This is a genomic window from Cyanobacterium sp. uoEpiScrs1 (assembly GCF_947331815.1).
GTDB lineage: Bacteria > Cyanobacteriota > Cyanobacteriia > Cyanobacteriales > Microcystaceae > Rippkaea.
Map to the genome: position 1 here is coordinate 1900622 of NZ_OX373462.1, position 21215 is coordinate 1921836.

Annotated in this window: 16 protein-coding genes; 8 read left to right on the forward strand and 8 right to left on the reverse strand. The window is 33.1% G+C overall.

The annotated features are described in order from the left end of the window. Nucleotides 1–1222 precede the first annotated feature (1222 nt). From OXU93_RS06560 to OXU93_RS06575, 4 genes are all read left to right on the forward strand, one after another. Entirely contained in the window at nucleotides 1223–1711 is a 489-nt protein-coding gene (locus OXU93_RS06560) for a DUF4168 domain-containing protein (protein WP_267383385.1), read from the forward strand. A gap of 524 nt (nucleotides 1712–2235) precedes the next feature. Then, nucleotides 2236–2325, forward strand: a complete 90-nt coding sequence (petN, locus tag OXU93_RS06565) for a cytochrome b6-f complex subunit PetN (protein ID WP_044105772.1) — start codon at nucleotides 2236–2238, stop codon at nucleotides 2323–2325. 348 nt (nucleotides 2326–2673) lie between these two features. Beyond that, nucleotides 2674–3684, forward strand: a complete 1011-nt coding sequence (gene trpS, locus OXU93_RS06570) for a tryptophan--tRNA ligase (protein ID WP_267383387.1) — start codon at nucleotides 2674–2676, stop codon at nucleotides 3682–3684. 41 nt (nucleotides 3685–3725) lie between these two features. Continuing rightward, on the forward strand, nucleotides 3726–4637 hold the full coding sequence (locus OXU93_RS06575; RefSeq protein WP_267383388.1) for a methylenetetrahydrofolate reductase: 912 nt from the start codon (nucleotides 3726–3728) through the stop codon (nucleotides 4635–4637). A 701-nt stretch (nucleotides 4638–5338) separates the two neighbouring features. Here OXU93_RS06575 and tyrS read toward each other — a convergent pair. Together tyrS and OXU93_RS06585 are read right to left on the reverse strand one after the other, a co-directional pair. Beyond that, the gene (gene tyrS / locus OXU93_RS06580; protein ID WP_267384837.1) at nucleotides 5339–6553 is read right to left on the reverse strand and encodes a tyrosine--tRNA ligase; all 1215 of its coding nucleotides are present in this window, start codon (nucleotides 6551–6553) and stop codon (nucleotides 5339–5341) included. A 147-nt stretch (nucleotides 6554–6700) separates the two neighbouring features. Then, nucleotides 6701–8110 carry a hypothetical protein gene (locus OXU93_RS06585; protein WP_267383389.1) on the reverse strand — a complete coding sequence of 470 codons (1410 nt, stop codon included), beginning with the start codon at nucleotides 8108–8110 and terminating at the stop codon, nucleotides 6701–6703. A 1249-nt stretch (nucleotides 8111–9359) separates the two neighbouring features. Between OXU93_RS06585 and OXU93_RS06590 the strand changes: the two genes are divergently transcribed. Continuing rightward, nucleotides 9360–9956 (forward strand): L-threonylcarbamoyladenylate synthase, encoded by a 597-nt coding sequence (locus OXU93_RS06590; protein WP_267383391.1) that lies wholly within the window; start codon nucleotides 9360–9362, stop codon nucleotides 9954–9956. An 828-nt stretch (nucleotides 9957–10784) separates the two neighbouring features. Here OXU93_RS06590 and OXU93_RS06595 read toward each other — a convergent pair. Further along, nucleotides 10785–11276 carry a GNAT family N-acetyltransferase gene (locus OXU93_RS06595; protein WP_267383392.1) on the reverse strand — a complete coding sequence of 164 codons (492 nt, stop codon included), beginning with the start codon at nucleotides 11274–11276 and terminating at the stop codon, nucleotides 10785–10787. 302 nt (nucleotides 11277–11578) lie between these two features. Between OXU93_RS06595 and OXU93_RS06600 the strand changes: the two genes are divergently transcribed. Then, the gene (locus tag OXU93_RS06600; protein ID WP_267383393.1) at nucleotides 11579–12280 is read left to right on the forward strand and encodes a C40 family peptidase; all 702 of its coding nucleotides are present in this window, start codon (nucleotides 11579–11581) and stop codon (nucleotides 12278–12280) included. A 67-nt stretch (nucleotides 12281–12347) separates the two neighbouring features. On the opposite strand, the gene OXU93_RS06605 is transcribed toward OXU93_RS06600, so the two are convergent. After that, a complete protein-coding gene (locus tag OXU93_RS06605; protein WP_267383394.1) occupies nucleotides 12348–13751 on the reverse strand; it encodes an amidase in 1404 nt (467 codons plus the stop codon). Between the two features lie 271 nt (nucleotides 13752–14022). On the opposite strand from OXU93_RS06605, the gene petC reads away from it, so the two are divergent. After that, a complete protein-coding gene (gene petC / locus OXU93_RS06610; protein WP_267383396.1) occupies nucleotides 14023–14565 on the forward strand; it encodes a cytochrome b6-f complex iron-sulfur subunit in 543 nt (180 codons plus the stop codon). Between the two features lie 64 nt (nucleotides 14566–14629). Continuing rightward, on the forward strand, nucleotides 14630–15616 hold the full coding sequence (gene petA / locus OXU93_RS06615; RefSeq protein ID WP_267383397.1) for a cytochrome f: 987 nt from the start codon (nucleotides 14630–14632) through the stop codon (nucleotides 15614–15616). A gap of 227 nt (nucleotides 15617–15843) precedes the next feature. On the opposite strand, the gene OXU93_RS06620 is transcribed toward petA, so the two are convergent. The 4 genes from OXU93_RS06620 to OXU93_RS06635 form a co-directional block, all read right to left on the reverse strand. After that, on the reverse strand, nucleotides 15844–17193 hold the full coding sequence (locus OXU93_RS06620; RefSeq protein ID WP_267383398.1) for a TIGR03279 family radical SAM protein: 1350 nt from the start codon (nucleotides 17191–17193) through the stop codon (nucleotides 15844–15846). Between the two features lie 47 nt (nucleotides 17194–17240). After that, nucleotides 17241–17864 (reverse strand): exopolysaccharide biosynthesis protein, encoded by a 624-nt coding sequence (locus OXU93_RS06625; RefSeq protein WP_267383399.1) that lies wholly within the window; start codon nucleotides 17862–17864, stop codon nucleotides 17241–17243. Between the two features lie 98 nt (nucleotides 17865–17962). Continuing rightward, nucleotides 17963–19240 carry an adenosylhomocysteinase gene (ahcY, locus tag OXU93_RS06630; RefSeq protein WP_267383401.1) on the reverse strand — a complete coding sequence of 426 codons (1278 nt, stop codon included), beginning with the start codon at nucleotides 19238–19240 and terminating at the stop codon, nucleotides 17963–17965. A gap of 223 nt (nucleotides 19241–19463) precedes the next feature. Beyond that, nucleotides 19464–20585 (reverse strand): TIGR00341 family protein, encoded by a 1122-nt coding sequence (locus OXU93_RS06635; RefSeq protein ID WP_267383403.1) that lies wholly within the window; start codon nucleotides 20583–20585, stop codon nucleotides 19464–19466. Nucleotides 20586–21215 lie beyond the last annotated feature (630 nt).

Genomic DNA, 21215 nt, shown 5'->3' on the forward strand with positions numbered 1-21215 from the left:
ATGATTAACGACCATAATAAGAAGCTTTCAAAGCTTCCACTAACAAATTAGATATTTTTGACAAAAAATATCTAGTTTAAATCTTATGTAAGATAATTTTAATATATTTAAAAAATATTAAAAAAATTATAATTGAGTCGAGTTGAATCTATCATAACAAATTTTTTATTAGTCTATTTTAGGACAATATTGTAATTTTTGTGTGTAAAAATATGCATAGTGTTTAGATTCCATGAAATATAACTAGATATTAAAAATATTTAATAAATTATTAATGTTAAAGTCAAGAGACATAAAGAGACTAATCAATAGACAATTATATTCGAATTAGATAAACTAACAATAAAGTGAGCTAACTGATTAAATTATTATCAGAATATTCAAAATAAATTACAGTTTAATTAATTATTTAGTACAAAAATGATACTGACAATATATTTGTGTTATCTTAACATATAAGATTGATTAAAGTAGTATTATCTTTTAAGATTCATACCTAGGAAGTAAAAACTATTCTTTATTACATTATTTTCAACCTTTACTAGTATATTTTGTTGTTATTTGCATGTCAAATTTAATTATTATCTTAGTTGTTTAAATTACTTTTATAAAAACAATCAGTTTAAACACTATTTGTTTATTATATCATAACTATATTATGTTTATCATATTAAACATAATATAGCAAGAGTAAACCAATCTAGATAAAGACTATTTTTAGAACAAATTATAAAATAAAAATTATATAAATATAAGAAAATAGCATCTACGTTCTAATTTTTCTAGAAAATAAGCATTAAAAGAATCTAAATAAACTAAAAAATATTATATAGAGTGATTTAGTCTCAAATCAAAGGTATTTTTACTTAGTTCCTATCTGTGTAAATTAAAATATATAAATTACTTTAAATAAATTTAAGTTAAATATAAATAATATTTTTCTTAATTGTTTTCAAGTAATGGCGTTATTAAGATAGACTATACAGCTAATTATAGATAAATAAATTTTCATGACACATTATGGCAGAAACCTAATTTGCAAAAGTTATTATCCTACTATAGATACCAAACCAAACAAAGTTAAGACGCATAATTATAACAACTCTACAATATTATTGATTACAAGCTAGAGACTTGCAATTTTTAAGTTAATTATGTTAGTCTCTGAAAAAAGTGGATACTTTTATATATTCATCAATAATCAATAAAATAAACTTGCCTAATGTTTAAATTACTTTTGGCTGGAGGAATTACAGGGATTTTATATTTATCTATATCCTTGCCTGTCTATGGTCAAATCGAAGCTAGAACTACTCAATTTTTTGAAGCTGATCATTCAGAAATTAGTCCTTTAGAACTGAGACAATTTGCTCAAATACTACAGCAATTTCAAGGAATTGATTATAGAACCCAACAGAGAATAGCAATGACAATAAAAAAAGGAGGACTAAGTTACGAACGATTCATGGAAATTGGACAAAGTCATAACAACTATAATTATACGACTGGCCTTCAGGCTTCGTCAGAAGAACTAGATAAATTCCAGAAAACCGTAAGTAAAGTTGAAGAGGTTATCGTTAGTACAGAACAAAAAAAAGAACGCGTTATTCAATCTCAGGGGTTAGAAGTAAAGCGTTTTCGACAAATTGAAACTATCATAGCTAAAGATTCTAAACTACAAAAAAAAGTACAACAGATGGTAGGTAACTAAATATTTCTGAGTTACAAGTAACATTTTTACATATTTAGTATATACTAATGAATATCTTTTGTTAGGCAAAAATAATTAATCATAAAATTAACAACACTATTGAAAGCTGACAGACTTGATCACATTAATTAATTAAATTTGCAGATGGATTATGTGCTAATTAGTTTAAAGTCTATAGAGACTCAATCTTTTAGTTAATAACTATCACTGCTGTGAATAATGTAAAGGTAAATATTAATAAATAATTCTCCACTCAATAGAGTAATCTCTAACTTTAACTATATTATTCATAATCTTAAAATAGATGAGCTTTAAAGGAATAATTTTATGATGAATTAATTAATTATCCTGACAATCAGGTAATTGTATTAAAAACAATTAACTCTAAACTTTTTCCGTTAAACGATTTAAGATATTACGAGTTTGATACTTCCTCTCCCAGTACTTCCATAACCCTACCTAAGATGAAGTATCATAGAATCTGTAATTTTGAACAAGTACATCAGTCACAGACATAAACAACTATGGATATTTTGGCTCTCGGTTGGGTTGGTATTTTAGCTTTATTTACCTGGTCTCTAGCAATGGTTGTTTGGGGCCGTAATGGTTTCTAAAGAGTAGAAACAACGCCTATTTTCAATATATAGTCGCCCCAAGGTTATTAAACTTGGTTGATAGCGGTATTCTCTAGTTAATTAGTGTAAAGTAGCATAATTACTACCGTTAAGACTAAGATAAAAAACAAGGCGATCAATCACTTACATAAGGGGAACAAATTTTTGTTCCCCTAATCTGTTAAACACAAAGCAATCTTTGTTTAATCTATGTATTTTTTGTCTTCGATGATTAAAGTACCCAATAATAGGAACAGATTTTCAGTTTAAAAATTTAGGTACACTTTCGGCTTGTCGATAATTACTATGATGAAGGATAAGCCATAATCATTAACAGTATAATCAAGAATGTGCAAACAACGAGTATTATCAGGGGTTCAACCCACAGGAAATCTACATTTAGGTAATTATTTAGGAGCAATTAACAATTGGGTAAAGATTCAGCAAAATTATGATAATTTCTTTTGTGTAGTAGACTTACATGCCATTACAGTTCCCCACAACCCTCAAATTTTAGCCCAGGATACCTACACAATTGCCGCTCTTTACTTAGCCTGTGGCATCGATTTGGAGCATGCAACCATCTTTGTCCAGTCTCATGTAACAGCTCATAGTCAACTAGCTTGGCTACTAAACTGTATCACTCCTCTCAGTTGGCTAGAACGAATGATACAGTTCAAGGAAAAGGCGCTTAAACAAGGAGAGAATGTCAGTGTCGGTCTACTCGACTATCCTGTGCTGATGGCTGCCGACATTCTTCTGTACAATGCTGATTGCGTTCCCGTAGGAGAAGATCAAAAACAACATTTAGAATTGACTCGCAATATTGCTACCCGTTTAAATGATCAATTTGCGACTCCTGAGAGCCCAGTTGTGAAAATTCCTGAGCCTTTAATAAGAACTGAAGGTGCAAGGATTATGAGTCTAACTGATGGTACACGTAAGATGTCTAAATCTGATCTTTCGGATATGAGTCGTATCAATTTATTAGATCCTCCTGAATTAATCATTAAAAAGATCAAACGCTGTAAAACTGATTCTATTCGAGGTCTAGAATTTGATAATCTAGAACGTCCTGAATGTAACAACTTATTAAAGTTATACGGTTTACTATCAGGTAAAACAAAAGAAGAAGTAATCTTTGAATGTCAAGGAATGGGATGGGGAAAATTTAAACCATTATTAAGTGAAACAACAGTAGAAGCGCTTAAACCTATTCAAATGAAATATAAAGACATCATGGGTAATAAGGACTATTTAGAATCAGTTTTGAAAAAGGGAAAAGAAAAAGCTGAAGCTGTTGCCAACCAAACTTTAGAACGAATTAAATTAGTTTTGGGCTATTTAGTACCTTTTTAAAAACTACCTAAAAATCTTTAATCTTATCTATCATCATTCTTATGATCAATCGTTTTCGACAAGCTATTCAAGACAAAGAATTTTTAATTACTGCGGAAGTGACTCCCCCCAAAGGAGGAAATCCTGTCCGTATGGTAGAGATGGCCCAACAACTCAAAGGGAGAGTTCATGGGGTTAATGTAACTGATGGAAGTCGGGCTGTCTTGCGAATGTCTTCTATCGCGGCTTCAGCCTTGTTGTTGCAATATGGGATAGAGCCTATCTGTCAAATGGCTTGCCGTGATCGTAATGTGATTGGACTACAAGCTGACCTAATGGGGGCTTATGCCCTAGGATTACGTAATGTTCTGGCGTTAACTGGTGATCCGGTTAACGCAGGTGATCATAAAAAAGCAAAGGCAATATTTGAGTTGGAATCTGTTAGGCTGCTCAAAATGATTGACAATCTTAACCGTGGGGTTGATTTTAACAATAAATTTCTTCCTGATGATCCTCTGGATCTATTTGCTGGGGCAGCAGTTGATCCTCAATGTCCTAGTTGGTCTGGGTTACAGCGAAGATTCGAACGAAAATTAGCAGCGGGTGCACAATTTTTTCAGAGTCAATTGATTACAGATTTTGATCAATTAGATAAGTTTATGCATCAAATTGCTGCAGGAACAAACAAACCAATCTTAGCGGGGATCTTTCTTTTGAAATCGGCTAAAAATGCTAATTTTATTAATCGTAACGTTCCCGGCGTTAAAATTCCTGAAACAATTATTCAACGATTGGCTAATGCAGAGGATGCTTTACAAGAAGGAGTTAAGATTGCTGCAGAACAAGTAAAACTGGCTAGAGAATTATGCCAAGGAGTTCATGTTATGGCTATTAAACGCGAAGACTTGATTCCTAATATTTTAAATTTAGCAGGAGTTTCTCCTATTTCTTTTGAACAAGCTGTGATTAACTAACTTAATATAAATTCTGGAGAAATAATGAATCTCTAGAATTTTTTAAAACCCTGTATTTATTCCTGAAAATTATTAAGTGTCCAGAGAAATAAATAAAATGTATCGTACTGTTTAACTGTAAAAATTTCTATTTTGATGCAAAATATATATGTTTAACAAATAAACACAAACAAATATAAGAATTATTTTATGAATTTAAGCTTTGCAACTGCTAAAGAACTTTTTGTTATGACATAAATCAATTTATATTATAACAAGAAGACAATATTTTTATTTGTCCTTTTCTAAAATTTAAATATTCCTGAAGCTATAGTATTTTTTCAAACAAAACTACCTTAGAGATGAACTGAAGAATACTGATGCACAAAATGTTGTTTTCTGAGAGAAAAAGCAAAAAATGTATATTAACCATTTATTTTGTTTGTATACTTTTGAACTTTTTTCTGTGTTGACTATAGGGGTTATTCTATAGAATAATAGTGAAGTGTAAATAAACAGAAAACTAGATGAGAAGTTTTATATATGTCTGATCAGTTTTTTTCTGTTTAAACTGTTTTTTATATTATTTTATCTAAAAAATTTGTAGTAGTTTTTGAAAAGAAAATATGCTACACTAACTTTTGATTTAGCCCTAGAAATCTATTCATATTAAAGAGTCTTGGAATGAAAAAGCTATAATAATTATATTCGGTGTTAATAATTTAAACTAATCTTACAAATCTTTTCTTTCCCACTTGCAATACCTTACCTTGAAGTTCTTCAGCACTTTTAAAACTTAAGTTAACGTCGGTAATACGATCACCATCTAGACGAACTGCACCTCCTTGAAGTTGTCGTCTTCCTTCTCCACTACTGTTACATAATCCACTGGCGTTCAAAACATAAAATAGTTTTGCAGGAAACTCTACCTTAGAGAGATCATATTCAGCTACGACATCTATCGAGGTTACACTTCTTTTTTTCACTAATTCTTCAGCGGTTTTTTGGGCAGTCACAGCGGACTCAGTTCCATGGAACTGAGAGACAATTTCAATACCCAATTGTTTTTGACAGTCTCTCGGATTTTTAGATAAATTCTCTAGAGAAACATTAGTTAGTAACTCAAAATAACTTTTGATCACAGTGTCTGGAACTTTTTCTAACTTTGAATACATTGACAATGCATTTTCTTTCAATCCAACATAATTATTGAGAGACTTAGACATTTTTTGATGACCATCTGTTCCTATTAAAATAGGTAATAATAAACCGAATTGAGGAGATTTTCCAAAATGTCTTTGCAAGTCTCTTCCTACAGCAATATTAAATTTTTGATCCGTTCCCCCTAATTCTATATCTGCATCAACCATCACTGAATCGTAACCCTGCATTAAAGGATATAAAAACTCATGGAGAAAAATAGGATTTTCTTGTTTGAATCTTTCTGTAAATCCCTCTTTAGCTAACATCTGTCCCACAGTCATCGTTGCTAATAATTCTTGTATTTTAACTAAGTTTAATTCTTGCAACCATTCAGAATTATAGCGAATTTCTAATCTTCCTGGAGTATCGAAATCAAGGATAGGAGGCAATTGTTCTAAATAGTTTTTGGCATTCTCCTTAACCTGTTTGTATGTTAATTGTTTCCTAACTTCTGATTTTCCTGTTGGATCGCCAATCTGTGCAGTGAAATCCCCTATAATTACTACAGCAGTATGGCCTGCATCCTGAAATGCTCTTAACTTTCGAAAAGGTATGCTATGGCCTAGATGAATGTCTGAACCTGTGGGGTCAATCCCTAGTTTAACTCTGAGAGGACGATCACATTTTTTCAAGTATTGTTCAAGATTTTCTTCAAGATTATATGAATCGGGTTGATGAGGAAAAATCTCATGAGTCCCTCGATACAACCAGGCTAAATTTTTAGAAGGGATAATAAAAGACATGCTGCGATTAAAAGTTACTAAAATTTCACCCTACATGATAGCCGACTATCAACTCATTAAGTTTAAAATTTACTGTTACGACCAACAACTTAGGATAAATAATCACAACTTTTAAATTAAAAAATAATCAATTAACGATCAACGATTGAAAATATGATCTATAAAGTAAGGAATGGAAAACAATTGATTGTGTAAAATTTCTTTAATAGTAACAGCCTCCTCTGAAGGAATCATCCCTGATTCATACTGTAAAATTAATAAAACATTCCATCCCATTAAAAATAGAGTCACACCCACTCCGATTAGTAGTGTTCTCTTGCAGGATAAATTATCCCAAAAAGCTGCTAATCCCCAGACAAAAATCAAACTACAATTTATAAACATTCTTCCCCCAAAACTTGAGCCTTGCCACCAACACCACCAAGAAGCAACTAAATAAACTTGTAATCCAAAAGCTAGTAAAAAACTTGTCACTAATATCGGTAATTTTTTATAAACTAAAATCAAGCCAATAATGCTCAAAAATAACACAGGATGCCAAAAGAATAGCCCTCGATGTCCAGAAAATAACACATTGCCAATTTGAGGTCTAATCCAGTCAAAACTAGACTCATACCCTTCAGCTCCCCCTTCTTCTAGATAAGGGATTTTAAAAAAACTACTATACTGCCATTGATAAATAAAAATTTGGGGAAGCTGCATTAAACAAGCTACTAATCCTATAACGGCTAATGGAGTAATGTCTGAAAATTGAATAATCCCTTTCCAGGAACTATTTCTACCAATTGTGTTAACTTTAACAAATCTATCAATTATTTTCCAAACAATCATAGTAACAGGAATGACAGCAAACAAAATATTTTGAGGACGAACGAATGCTCCTAATCCTAAAACTAATCCTAATAAAATTTGTTGACGACGTTGTTTTACCCAAACTGTAGAAATACAAATATAAAGAAATAAAGAAATTAAAAATTGAGAAACAGCATGAGACATAGAAACTTCTAGAGTAAGGTAAAAGCTCAAAGGAGAGGCAAACCAAATCCCTGCTATGGCTAAAATAGAAGCAGTTTGACTAAAAAATAACCGAGTGGCTTTATAGCAAACAATTAACCCCACAATGCCCAAGATAATGCTGCCTAGACAATAGAATAATTCATAGCTCCAAGTCAGTCCATTCGGCTCAATTTCTGCTCCACAAGCATTAGCAATTAAGGTTACAATATGTCCTAAAACAAAAAAAGGGGATAGAATCAATCCCAAACCCAAGGTATATTTGCTGTATTGAGGAATAGCTTTATCTACACGAACACCCCCACCAAAATTAGACATAGAATGAGATAAATATTCATATTCATCGTAAATCCGAAGATCGCCATCAAAAATTAAGGAACGTAGAGGTGTATAGTATCCTATTCCATCTCCGTATACACCAAACCCTATTAAGGCAAAATTCAATATAAAAATTACTAGAGTAATAATAACTCCTATCCAAAATAATTTTTTTACCCAACCTTGCCCTATATTTTGATCGGTCCAGTCAATCATCTTTATATCCTAGTTAAATTTTTTGTGGTTCAGTTATAGATGATACCTGTTAAGGACACCATAAAAAAAATAATTCTACTGAACTTATTATGTGACAATAACCTATAAAGAGAAGAGAATAAAGAATATATTCCGAACTTATAGTTTCATGATACAGCTGATGACTTGTCCCCTTTTTAATTTAATTAGGTAATAATTATTTATACTGATTTTATTTAGTCAAGTATTGTTTTTTATGTCTAATTAAGATAGATTTTGACTTTTATAAACTTAACTATATCTTAGAGTCGACAAGTTTGATATATTTTTTTATACATAAAAAGATAATTAATTGTATTTTTCTTGATTTTAATTAAAATAGCATTACCTTATCACACATATAACATCATCAACTAATATTATATTTATTTCTTATTTATTAAAAAAATTATGAATAAAAACTGAATTACTTATTCATATAAAACATATAATAACGTAATATTGACAGAACAAACTGAAAAGAATTAAATAGAAATACAGCTAACTCAACAAAGTTATCCAAATGACATCTCTCAAATATTATTTGAATATATAACAGCTAATCACCTTATTTTTTGCTAAATATAGAGTAAAAATATTTAATAAACAAAAATAAAAATTTTTACTTAGAAAAGTTTTTAATAGTTCTAAAACTTTTCTTATAAAAACAAATAAATTTAATTGTAAACTAATTGGATTAAAAAAATTATAAGTTGTCGATTCTCGTTAATTATATTCAGTTTAAAAGAGTAATTGTTGGTTGTATTAATATGCTAAATGTTTTCCTGGATAGGTTAATTTTTACATTGCAAAGCAAAAAATATTACGCCCACTTTTATGATTATCATCATAGAACTTATATACTTATATTTACAACAATCATGAATTTTATTTCATATTTAAATTTGATTGTCTTAACGTTCTTATTTTCTTACTTCAATAGATTTTATTTATAGAATATAAGTTAAAAAGAAACTGATTTATTAAGATGTAAATTAATATATATAAATTTGAACCACATATATTATAATAATGCATCTCTTTCAAAGTAAATTTATTTATAATTAATATTGGAGAGTGTTTATGATATTCAAAAATAAGTATAAAAGTTACTGTTATTATTAAATCAACATTGATATTGTTGCTCATAACAATCTAAACTAATGAGATAGTTAATAGTTAAATCTTTTTAGAACTCTAACAGACTTATAGTAATTACTTTCGTAAAACAATGCCTAAGGTTTGCCAATCTCAATTAATTAAAGTCGCACAAGCTGGTAAGGTGGTTAGTTTTCCTACAGATACTGTCCCAGCTCTGGGAGTTATACCTAAATGTGCTTCCTTGATATTCTCTCTTAAAAAACGTTCTCTTAATAAGCCCTTAATTCTAATGGGAGCATCTACAAAAGATATCTGGCAGTATGTAAAAGGAACTCCCCAAGAGTTAGCTACTTGGCAACAAATAGCTAAACGTTATTGGCCTGGCTCGTTAACTTTAGTATTACCTGCTTCATCTTTAGCCCCAGCAACGATTAATTCTATTGATTCAAATACTATTGGCATTCGTATTCCTAAGCATAAAATTGCCCAAGAAATTTTAGCAAAAACGGGATGTTTGGCTACTACAAGTTCTAATTTATCAGGATATCCTCCCTTAAAAACAATGACAGCTATTGCAACAACTTTCCTTGATGTCTACACTTTAGATGATAGCAAGCTGGCTTTTAAAGAAAAACATGCAAGTGGAATCCCCTCAACTGTTGTAAAATGGACAGAAAATGGATGGATAACTTTGCGACAAGGAAAAGTTGTGATTAATGAATTATAAGTAGTAGAATAGATTCTAGATTTATCTAAAGATATTATTACTGTTCATAATTTTCTAAACTGAAATATTAGCATATACACTTTGTCTATCTAACTATAATAATTAAATAAAGAGACAAATAACTTATAAAAACTAATCAATAATAAAAAACAATAAATATGTTGTTTTTAATACAAAATGACGTTGAGGCAAATAGAGTAAAAAACATCAAATTTATTAATAAAAATAGTTAAAAGATAGTTTTAAACTATTTATAAAAAAGTTAGCAGTAAGTACAATTTAAATTTAAATAAAATAATATATTTTTACTTTTCAGTTATCTTTACTTTTAATATTGAACTACAATCTTGCTCTTTATTGTCAAATTTATATGAGTTTTTTGTGATTATATTCTCTTACACATCCACCCAAATTTTAAGTAATTAAAATTTGAAGTTATATTTTCTTTTGTTTTAATATTGTCTTTCTATTCTCCTTATCGCTATGGATACAATTTGAAGTGGACAGTTAAAGTCAATAGTTTTTACTACTCTAATTCTACTAACCTAGTTTTTTAAAAATTTAATATTCAGCAATCACTCTGTTTCAACTACTTGTTTATACTATACTCGTGTGAGTTTATCTCCTTAGTAGCTAACAAATATTATTTGTTGTAAACGAGCATTGATTATTAAAAGTAATATGTGAATTATGCATCGCTTTCCGATATTGATTCACATATTCTTCTATGTAAAGTTATCGAAAAATTGGCTCGATTAACCGTATAAATTACTTATCTTATAGAGTCCTAAAAGGAGAAAATCTCTACCTTATGGTCTTCATGAGAAATTACCTAAATACTTGTTCAGACTCTTTTAGTATCGGCTCAAAAGATTCTCCACTCAGAGGCAGAGAATTTATTTCATAAGTATTCTGCTGTAATACCATCGTAGTCGATTTATTTTCTTGAAAGCCAATGCGTTCATAAAACTTTCGTTGGTAAGTTGTCATTAAATAAACTCGTTCAACCCGACACATCGACGGATGACTTAGAGCTGTTTCTACCAATTTGCGTCCTAGACCTAATCCTTGGTATTTTGTGCCAACAAGCACATCCCAGATCGTTCCCCTATAAATTCCATCAGATGTCCCCCGACAAAAGCCAATCATCCTAGTTGTATCCCAAACAGTGACAATTGGATCACTGTTCATAAGTGCAATCTTTAAATCTTCAAGAGTTCTTTCTCTTGCCCAAAAGGCTACTTCGTTGAACAATGCTTGAAGTTGTATAAGATCAACCTTAGCTTTGTCTATAGAGAACTTTATGTGGCGACAATCCATTTTGAATAATTCCTAACGGGTATTTAGAGATTAATGTAAAGTCAAAGGTCATAGATGTGCTTAAATATACTTAACTCTTTGTTAAATCCTCACAATAAATCGTAGCGAATTTTAAAAAAAAATTCGCTACGATTTATCCTCATATCTTGACATTATTGTGAACACACAGTGTTGTGTTAGAAACATTTATCAAAAAATTAAAATTTTGACCATCGTTTAATTTCCTTATCTCATATCTCATTTCAATAATGTCTAAATCATTCTTTCCTTAGGTAAATCTCCTTCTTTGTTTATCTCAAATTATGACTTATCTCAATTCTCTACTTCCCTCACTATATGCTGAATATTGTAATGATACTCCTTTAGATCTGTTTAATTCTTCACAATGCGAAGAGCTAGCCACTCAGGCTGCTATTGGAAGAAATTTAACCGTTTTATCAAACACCGCCAGGAGGAAAGCAGTTCAAGTTTGTTTAAAGGAAGACAATTATTTAGCATGGTTACCCCTTACTCGACTACTAGCATTAAAACCTGTAAGTAAACCTTATACTCCCATCGTCTTTAATCGTAATGATATTGTATCTCGTTTAGAAAAAATTATTACTTTCACTAAAGTAGCTATGGAACAGCCTAATTATTACTTATGGGGAGGAACTATTGGACCCAATTATGATTGTTCCGGGTTAATACAAAGAGCTTTTGCTGTATCGGGGATTTGGTTACCAAGAGATTCTCATCAACAAGAAGCTTTTACAAAAAGAATTGAGATAAAAGATCTGTTAGCTGGAGATTTAATATTTTTTGGAGAAGAAAAAGTAAATCACGTAGCTCTTTATTTAGGAAATGGATACTATGTTCATAGTTCTTGTAAAGAGACGGGTAGAAATGGTATTGCAATAGATTCTTTTTCAGGAGAAGGCGATGAAATTAGCCAGAGATATTACAATAAGTTCTGGAGTTGTGGGCGCGTTATGAACAATTATAATAATTCTTTGACTACTTAAGCTATCGCTCCAAAAGTTAAATTTACTATTTTGTACTATAGATAAGTAAATTGAATTGATTGCTAATTTATAACTCAATCATTTTAAATAAAAGACGATCAGTCATCTTTTCTAACTCTGCTGCCACCCGAATCAATGTTAATTCATCGGCAGGTTTTCCAATTAATTGAACCCCTACTGGTAACCCGTTTTTGTCCTGTCCCATCGATAAGGTGATTCCCGGTAACCCGCTCGCATTGCAAGGAGGACAAGGAGCAATCCATTTAATAATATTTTCCACAGTTTCTTCTGGAGATAAATTAGACCATTCTCCTATCTTAATTGGCTGTTTTAGATAAACAGGTAAAACTAGCAAGTCAAAGCAATCAAAAAAAGCAACTATTTGCCGTGAAATAATTTGCATTTGGTGAACTGCTTGTAAATATTTTTCTGTTGTTTTTGCCTGTTCTCCTAACCACTGATTGATAGGACTCAATAGTTTTAATGGAACTCCGGTAGCTAAAATTCCTGCTTGCCAAATTTGCTTAAAAGGATTAGTTAATTTATGAAAATCAGGGCAACTATATTCTACTTCGTGCCCCATATCTGCTAATAACTTAGCTGTCTTATAAACTACTTCTTTAATTACTTGTTCAGGTTCAGGAAATGGATCTATTGTAGTAGAAAAGGCAACTCTAAGAGGTGCTGAAGACTGACGAGTAGCCTCTAAAAAAGAAATTTTTGGGGATGCTAACCAATAAGGGTCTCCTGTTGTATAGCCTGCCATCACGTCTAATAACGCTGCTGCATCGGCTACTGTTCGCCCTAATGGTCCATGGGTTGAAATCCCACTTTGAAAGTCCCCTACAGGAGCATTAGATACCCGACCTCTAGAAGGTTTAATCCCCACCAATCCGCAACAAGCAGCTGGGATACGAATTGATCCCCCCCCATCTGAACCCTGAGCAATAGGACATAATCCGGCAGCTACAGCAGCGGCTGCTCCACCACTCGATCCACCCGCCACATAATCCAGATGCCAAGGATTACGAGTAGGAGGAAATCCTGGAGGTTCTGTATAGGGAAAAGAACCCAATTGAGAAGTAGCTGTTTTACCTAGTATAATAAACCCTGCCTTTTTGATTCTCCTTACTACTTCGTCATCATAGTCGACAACCTTATCTTTAAAGACAGAAATTCCATAGCTTAAAGGCATTCGTGCAACAGCATTAAGATCCTTAATTGCCGTAGGGACTCCAAAAAAAGGAGGAAGAGTATTAGTATCTGAAGTCTGGATCAACTGTTCTGTTTTAGCTTTAGCCTCAGCTAAAGCCAGGTCCTCTGCTATAGCGAAAAAACTGCCTATTTGAGGATCATATTGTTTAATTCTATTAAGGTAAACATGAGTTAATTCTAAAGGTGAAATTTGATGATCACGAATTAATTGGGCTAATTCTAAAGCAGGGGCAAAAGCTAAATCAAGAGAATTCATCGTATTAATTCGTATTAGTGTTATTAATTTATAGACAAACTCACTAAGTTTTCTGGACAAATTTCTGCCATAATTTAAGACGGACTTGTGATCTGTTTTCAAGGCAAGGACACAACTGCATGGCCTGATGATGCAACTTGAGTTCTCTGTGAAAGTGTCCTCAACTTAGCTCAAGGTTGCTATTATACCCTTTCTAAGCAGCACAGACGAGTAACTACCTGACTCTTAGTGAGCAGAAGTATCAGCAAACGTAGACAAATAACAATTGGTTATGACTCAAGTATCTGGTTCGTCCGATGTCCCCGATATGGGGCGTCGCCAATTCATGAACTTATTGACTTTCGGAACAATTACCGGCGTAGCAGCTGGGGCATTGTATCCCGTGGTTAAATATTTTATTCCTTCTTCTAGTGGTGGGGCTAGTGGCGGTGTAACAGCTAAAGATGCTCTTGGTAATGACGTCATTGCTAGCGAATTTTTAGCGACTCACAATCCAGGTAATCGTGTTCTAGCTCAAGGTTTGAAAGGCGATCCTACTTATATCGTAGTTGAGGGAGATCACACTCTCGCTGATTATGGAATTAATGCTGTCTGCACCCATTTAGGTTGTGTTGTTCCTTGGAACACTAGTGAAGAAAAATTTATTTGTCCTTGTCATGGCTCTCAATATGATGCCGAGGGAAAGGTTACGCGCGGACCTGCTCCCTTATCATTAATGCTGGCTCATACTAATGTTGATGACAACGGCAAAGTAATTTTTAGCACTTGGACAGAAAAGGATTTTCGAACTGATGAAAACCCCTGGTGGGTATAATTCAGTCAATTGTCTCGATCCTAGGTAATGTTAACATTTAAGACTTGAGTGGTTTGACTTAGCAATGAGAACACCCGATTTCTCGGCAATTTGGCAAGTAAGTAAGCAGGTTACGATGCAAATAATCTTGATCGCTTGTGCTACTTTTGCCCTCTATATTTTTAATGATGTTGCTTTTCCCCAAGAGGCGGCTGCCTACCCTTTCTGGGCACAAGAAACAGCCCCAGAAACACCTAGAGAAGCAACTGGACGTATTGTTTGTGCAAACTGTCATTTAGCAGAAAAGGCTGTTGAAGTAGACGTTCCTCAATCAGTTCTACCAGATACGGTTTTTGAGGCAGTGGTAAAAATTCCTTATGATCTTAATTCTCAACAGCTGTTAGGAGACGGATCTAAAGGTGGTCTAAATGTGGGGGCTGTCCTCATGTTACCAGAAGGCTTTAAGATTGCTCCATCTGATCGCATTCCTGAAGAAATGCAAGAAAAGACTGGAGGGCTCTATTTCCAACCCTACCGTGAAGACCAAGAAAACGTAGTTCTTGTTGGTCCTTTACCTGGAGACCAATATCAAGAGATTGTTTTCCCCGTTTTATCCCCTGACCCTGCCACAGATAAAACTGTGAATTTTGGTAAATATCCTATTCACTTGGGAGCTAACCGCGGTCGAGGTCAAATATATCCTACCGGGCAATCTAGTAATAATAATGTTTTTAAAGCATCCGAAGCTGGAAAGGTTTCCACTATTAGTCTGAACGAGGATGGTGGATATACTGTTACCTTGTCAACAGCCGATGGTGATGTAGTAGAAACAATCCCTGCAGGTCCTCAGTTAATTGTTTCTGAAGGACAACAAGTGGTAGTAGGAGAAGCTCTCACTAGCGATCCTAATATTGGGGGTTTTGGGCAAAAAGATACAGAAATTGTTTTACAAAGTCCCATACGAGTTAAGTGGTTATTAATCTTCTTAGCAGGGATTATGTTAGCTCAAATCCTATTAGTTCTTAAGAAGAAACAAGTCGAAAGGGTGCAAGCGGCTGAAATGAAATTTTAAGGCTTTTTTGCAACTTTTTCAAAAATTTCATGATTTCAGATGGGCAGGGCACTATCCTGTCCATTTTTTTGTATTGTTTGTGATTAACTGTTATAAATAGTAAGTATAAACTTTAATGTAGCTAAATAAAAAAAGTATAGTGACTCATTAATTTAATCTAAAATATAGACTTTATCTTTTTAGAATACGGCTTCTTAGAATACGGCTTCGATACTCTATAAGTCTAATTATGTAGACAGAGTAGAATTATGTAAACACGTTTTAATAAGTTCTTCAGTTCCAGTGATAGGAAAAATTCTAACATTTAATTGTTGGGCTAGTTCTTCAACTGTCATATCATCCAGAAAATAAATATCATTGTATTTAAGCATAATCGAGGGTAATAATATTCCATTTCCTAAATCTTTTCCCTGTAATTGATTTAATAAATCTTCCCCTGTTAATAATCCAGTTACCGTTGTCTCTTGACCCCAATAATCGCTATGTAATGCTTCTAGAATAATTGTCAATCCATCCACTGCGTTTAACCGTTCAACAAGAGGTAGAAAAGCCTTTTCTACTGCGTTTCCAACTACCCAAGTAAAAGTTGCTGACCCATTAATTTTAGCAGGTAATAACTGTTTTGCCGTTGCTTCAAATTCCCTGATAAATTGACGAATTGAACCAACTCCATTATTACTTTGTGGATAGTCTTCATAGTGGGATTCCGGAGGCAATTCTTCTTGACCAATCAAAAACCATTCGTCAGCTAACCAAACAAAATTACTATTAAATCTATGAAAAAATTCTTTTTGTAAAGATTGAACTTGTTTAATCACTTCTTTTGCTTTAGTTCTGGTGACTGGAATTAATTCATCTTTTATAGGACGGAAGCGAGTTAATCCTACTGGAACTACTGCAGTAGAAATAATTGTTGGAATATCTTCTTGATGAAATAAAGCTAAATCAGTCAAGGTCTTTTCCAAATGAAAACTATCATTAATTCCTGGACAAACAACCACTTGAGCATGAATTTGCAACTGTCGTTCTTGAAACCATTTTAATTGTTCAATAATTTGTCCAGCACGGTGATTTTTTAATAGGCGAGTTCGTACATCAGCTTCTGTTGAGTGAACTGAAACATACAAAGGGGAAAGACGCATCCTTTCAATACGCTCCCATTCCTTTTGAGATAAATTAGTTAAAGTTAAATAACTGCCATAAAGAAAGCTCAAGCGATAGTCATCATCTTTTAAATAAAGGCTGTTTCGCTTTCCTAAAGGCTGTTGATCGATAAAACAAAAAGGACAATGATTATTACATTGAATCAATCCATCAAATAAGACTTTTTCAAACTCTAACCCTAGATCATCATCATAGTCTTTTTGAAGCTCTACGTAATAAATTTTCCCCTTGTTATCAACTACGTCCAATTTCAAGTATTCATCAGCACATAAAAACTGATAATCTATCAAATCACGCAACTGGACTCCATTAATATTTACTAAAGAGTCCCCTACTTCAAAACCAACTTCCTCAGCAATAGAATTAGGGATAACAAAGCTAATTTTGGCAGGCCGAATCGAAGAATAAGTCATGATCTAGGTATCTACAGTTGATCTATAATCATACAAAGTTTATAATTTTAACCACTTAAAGACCATTTTATAAGATCAACAATTCCCTCAATAACCTCTTTTCCTAAAAAGATAATTAGAGTTGACATACTGCCAGCAATCAAGCAAATAACTAGTCCTCCTAGGCTAATGAACCCATCATTTTCTTGTAACCCAAAAGCAGTTACAAAAATTCCGATTGCAGGCAGGGTATTAGTTCCAGGAATAGGAATCATCATAAAAATAGACATTAAAGCAATAGCCACACCTATCACAACTCTTCCTGGTAAACTTGTACAAATATAGGTCATACGAGGGTGAGTTAATGCTTCAAGTTTTCTTAACCAAGGGAGACCTTTTTCTAAAAATTTTTGTACTGTTTCTAGTTTGATTGACCCCTTCATTATCCTATGAGGAAACCAGAGCACTTTATAGCCTGCAATCAGTTGAATAGCTAAGAGAAATATTAAAATTCCAAAAGGAATAGAATAACCTGGAGCAGGAACTGGTAGAGCAGAAGGTAAAGCTAGAACAATAAATAAAAATCCAAAAATTCGCTCTCCAGCTAATGATAAAATATCAGTAATTTTAATATCTGAATATCTTTTCTCTTCAAAAAAATAGTGTTCTAATTCAACAGAAAGTTTTGCCATACCATATTGTACTAATTTTGTTTAAAGAATAACTAGTTAATAGTTATTTACCATTTAGCCTAAATCACTAGGGGTAAGCTCACCCCTAGTGATTTAGGCTAAGTTCCGACAGTCCAGGAATTGATGTACTGGGTCTGTTCTGCAGTTAAAGTATCAATAGTAATGCCCATTGCTTTTAATTTCAGCGTGGCAATATCTTGGTCAAGTTCTTTAGGAATTTTATAGATTCCTGGCTTTAATTTTTCCCGATTTTTCACTAAATATTCACAAGCTAAAGCCTGGTTAGCAAAACTCATATCCATTACTGCACTAGGATGACCTTCTGCCGCAGCCAAGTTAATCAAGCGACCTTCTCCTAGAACAATGATAGACTTACCATTGAGTAGAGCATATTTTTGAGTAAAGTTGCGAACTTCTTTAACCTCACGTGCTTTTGCCCTTAAAGATTGTAGGTCAATTTCAAGATCGAAGTGACCTGAATTACAAATCATCGCACCATCTTTCATAACATCGAAATGTTCAGTGCGAATAACATGCTTATTTCCAGTAACTGTTACAAATATATCTCCACAAGTAGCCGCTTCTGTCATAGGCATAACACGGAAACCATCCATAGCAGCTTCAATCCCTTTAACGGGATCGATTTCAGTGACAATAACATTGGCACCTAATCCACGAGCACGCATAGCAACACCTTTACCACACCAACCGTAGCCAGCTACCACAAGGACTTTACCCGCTAGAAGAACGTTGGTGGCGCGGATAATACCATCAAGGGTAGATTGTCCAGTTCCGTAGCGGTTATCAAAGAAATGTTTAGTATCAGCATCATTAACGTTCATCGCAGGGAAAGTGAGAACTCCATCATTCAACATTGCAATTAAACGAACAATGCCGGTAGTGGTCTCTTCTGTGGTTCCAATGATATCACTTATCTGATGTTGTCGTTCCTTAATCAGAGTAGCAACCACATCACTACCGTCATCGATGATGATATTAGGCTTATGATCAAGAGCTATTTGAACATGACGATTATAAGTTTCATTATCTTCCCCTTTAATTGCATAAACGGGGATAGCATAATTAGCTACTAAACAAGCTGCTACATCATCTTGGGTAGAAAGAGGATTACTAGCAATAAGGACAGCATCTGCTCCCCCGGCTTTTAGGGCAATCGCTAAGCTTGCAGTTTCAGTTGTAACGTGACAACAAGCAACTAAACGAATTCCATCAAATGGTTTCTCTTGAGCAAAACGTTTTTGGATTTGCTTAAGCACAGGCATTTCTCTTGCAGCCCATTCAATGCGCTGCTGTCCTTTAGAAGCCAGGGATATATCTTTAATATCGTATTTTTTTTTGATTGGGGTGGCTACCATATCTTTTGTTTCCTCGACGAAATGAAATGCTCATTTGTTAATCTAATAACTCAAGTTAACACTTTCCTAGAATTTGTCTAGCAAAAAAACTGTAATCTGGATAGTTAAAAACTGAATTATGCCTGATCTACTCTAATTATTTCAACCAATAGATTAAGGTTATGTGACACATTGCAGCTTGATAAGCTGACTAATCTGAAGGAAATAGAAGTGTTTTGAAATTTTAGTCAACCCGAAGTGAAGGAGAAAAAGAAGAGGATGATGAATCACGTTCATCTCGATGCATCAGTGGGGGAGGAAGAGGATCAAACAGTAAATAGGGGGAGAGTTTCTCTTCTTGATCCGCACGCACTTCTCGTAATTCACTCGCTAGAAAAACCAACTTAAATTTTTTTCCTAAGGAGCGTTCCAGCAAAGTTTCTACTAAGCGAATCTGATTTGGGGTAACAGGATTATCTGCATTTTCTTGAACAGTCAAAAATACTGTAGGACTTTTCTTACTCCAAGGAACTCGAGGCCATTGAACTTCAAATTTAATTAATTCCGTTTGTTGTCCAACAGTAATTGTTTTATTCTGGAGAATTTTTTTTATATCAGCTTCAAATCGTTCTTCTTGAATAAGATTCCAAAAGCTTATAAATAAAGGAAAAATCAGAAGTCCCGTCATTACAAAAAATCCTCCTAGTGCTTTTCCAGTGCGGCTGTAATTGAGATGATACCCCCCTAAAGTAAAAACAAATAGAGAAGACAGAGTAATCCCTAATAAATTAGTTAAATAGAGAAAGAAGGAGCCACTACTAAGTTGCCAATCTTGTTGAGAAAGAGCAATACCTACTACACACAGTGGGGGCATTAGGGCTACTGATATTGCGGTTCCCGCTAGCGCGTCGCTTATTTTGCGTTGAATTTTTGCAAACCCACTAATCCCTCCTGCCATTACCGCTACTCCCAAATCTGCCAGGTTTGGTTGGGTCCGTGCTAAGATTTCCCCTCCAAAAGAAGCCGCAGGAACACCGAAAAGCCCTCCCACTAGTCCTGATATAATGATAGATATTAGAGTGCCCATGCTCAGAGTTAATAAGCTGGTTTCTAAAAGTTTTCCATTTGTATCTAGTGCGCCGAGCGCTAACGCCCTCAAAGGTAACATTAATGGTGCGATTAACATTGCTCCTATAATCACAGCAGCACTGTCCATTAATAGTCCCAAACTGGCTATGATACAGGAACTAAAAGTTAAAATTAAAAAATTAGTCTCGAGCTTAGCTTCTTCTAGCAGTTCCTGGCGTAATTGATTTAAAGCTTCTGGTGAAACTTGAGGAATTTTGTCTTTAATCCAAGTTTTCATTGGTCAACTAGAACTCTCCCTAATTGAGTTTGATGAGAGATTAATCAATATATGTAGTATAATTTTAAATTTATAATAAAATAATCTTGTCAGGAAATAATGAATAGAATATTTTCCACCTAAAATTTTGTTTATTTTCTAAAAAATTAAAATTTATCTCAAATAAATCATGCTCCTTATATGATATTTAGTTGTCTACTTTATATTGTTAAGTCCAAATACGAGCTTAATGGTTATCCTAGTTTTTAAACCCTGTAATTTTTTTATGAATTAAATAAAATAGACACTGAATATAACATATTCAAATAAATAGTTTACTACATAGGAGAGTTACTATACTTGTATTTCTGTTTAGTTATCTCATTATATTAACTTGTTATGTTGTTGTATTTCAAGAATTACTTAGTCAGTTGACTAGCCGATAATTTAGTTTTTATTTATTAATAGATAACTTGTTTCGATAATCTAGGATTAAAGATGTCTGTATAAAATATTAAAAGTATTTTAACTTAATTAATATCAATCTTAGCTCTCTCCTTAAAAGATTATTTTTATCAAATATTTTAATTAATTCTGATCATCTCAGTCCATATAATTCATAACTATTTATATAATTTTTTATTTTAATAT

Coding starts and splice junctions, on each gene's coding strand:
- OXU93_RS06590 (WP_267383391.1), top strand. CDS start 9,360: ATGCCTAAGGTTTGCCAATCTCAATTAATTAAAGTCGCACAAGCTGGT.
- petN (WP_044105772.1), top strand. CDS start 2,236: ATGGATATTTTGGCTCTCGGTTGGGTTGGTATTTTAGCTTTATTTACC.
- OXU93_RS06595 (WP_267383392.1), bottom strand. CDS start 11,276: ATGGATTGTCGCCACATAAAGTTCTCTATAGACAAAGCTAAGGTTGAT.
- OXU93_RS06620 (WP_267383398.1), bottom strand. CDS start 17,193: ATGACTTATTCTTCGATTCGGCCTGCCAAAATTAGCTTTGTTATCCCT.
- OXU93_RS06585 (WP_267383389.1), bottom strand. CDS start 8,110: ATGATTGACTGGACCGATCAAAATATAGGGCAAGGTTGGGTAAAAAAA.
- OXU93_RS06625 (WP_267383399.1), bottom strand. CDS start 17,864: ATGGCAAAACTTTCTGTTGAATTAGAACACTATTTTTTTGAAGAGAAA.
- OXU93_RS06575 (WP_267383388.1), top strand. CDS start 3,726: ATGATCAATCGTTTTCGACAAGCTATTCAAGACAAAGAATTTTTAATT.
- petA (WP_267383397.1), top strand. CDS start 14,630: ATGAGAACACCCGATTTCTCGGCAATTTGGCAAGTAAGTAAGCAGGTT.
- OXU93_RS06605 (WP_267383394.1), bottom strand. CDS start 13,751: ATGAATTCTCTTGATTTAGCTTTTGCCCCTGCTTTAGAATTAGCCCAA.
- petC (WP_267383396.1), top strand. CDS start 14,023: ATGACTCAAGTATCTGGTTCGTCCGATGTCCCCGATATGGGGCGTCGC.
- trpS (WP_267383387.1), top strand. CDS start 2,674: ATGTGCAAACAACGAGTATTATCAGGGGTTCAACCCACAGGAAATCTA.
- OXU93_RS06635 (WP_267383403.1), bottom strand. CDS start 20,585: ATGAAAACTTGGATTAAAGACAAAATTCCTCAAGTTTCACCAGAAGCT.
- ahcY (WP_267383401.1), bottom strand. CDS start 19,240: ATGGTAGCCACCCCAATCAAAAAAAAATACGATATTAAAGATATATCC.
- OXU93_RS06600 (WP_267383393.1), top strand. CDS start 11,579: ATGACTTATCTCAATTCTCTACTTCCCTCACTATATGCTGAATATTGT.
- OXU93_RS06560 (WP_267383385.1), top strand. CDS start 1,223: ATGTTTAAATTACTTTTGGCTGGAGGAATTACAGGGATTTTATATTTA.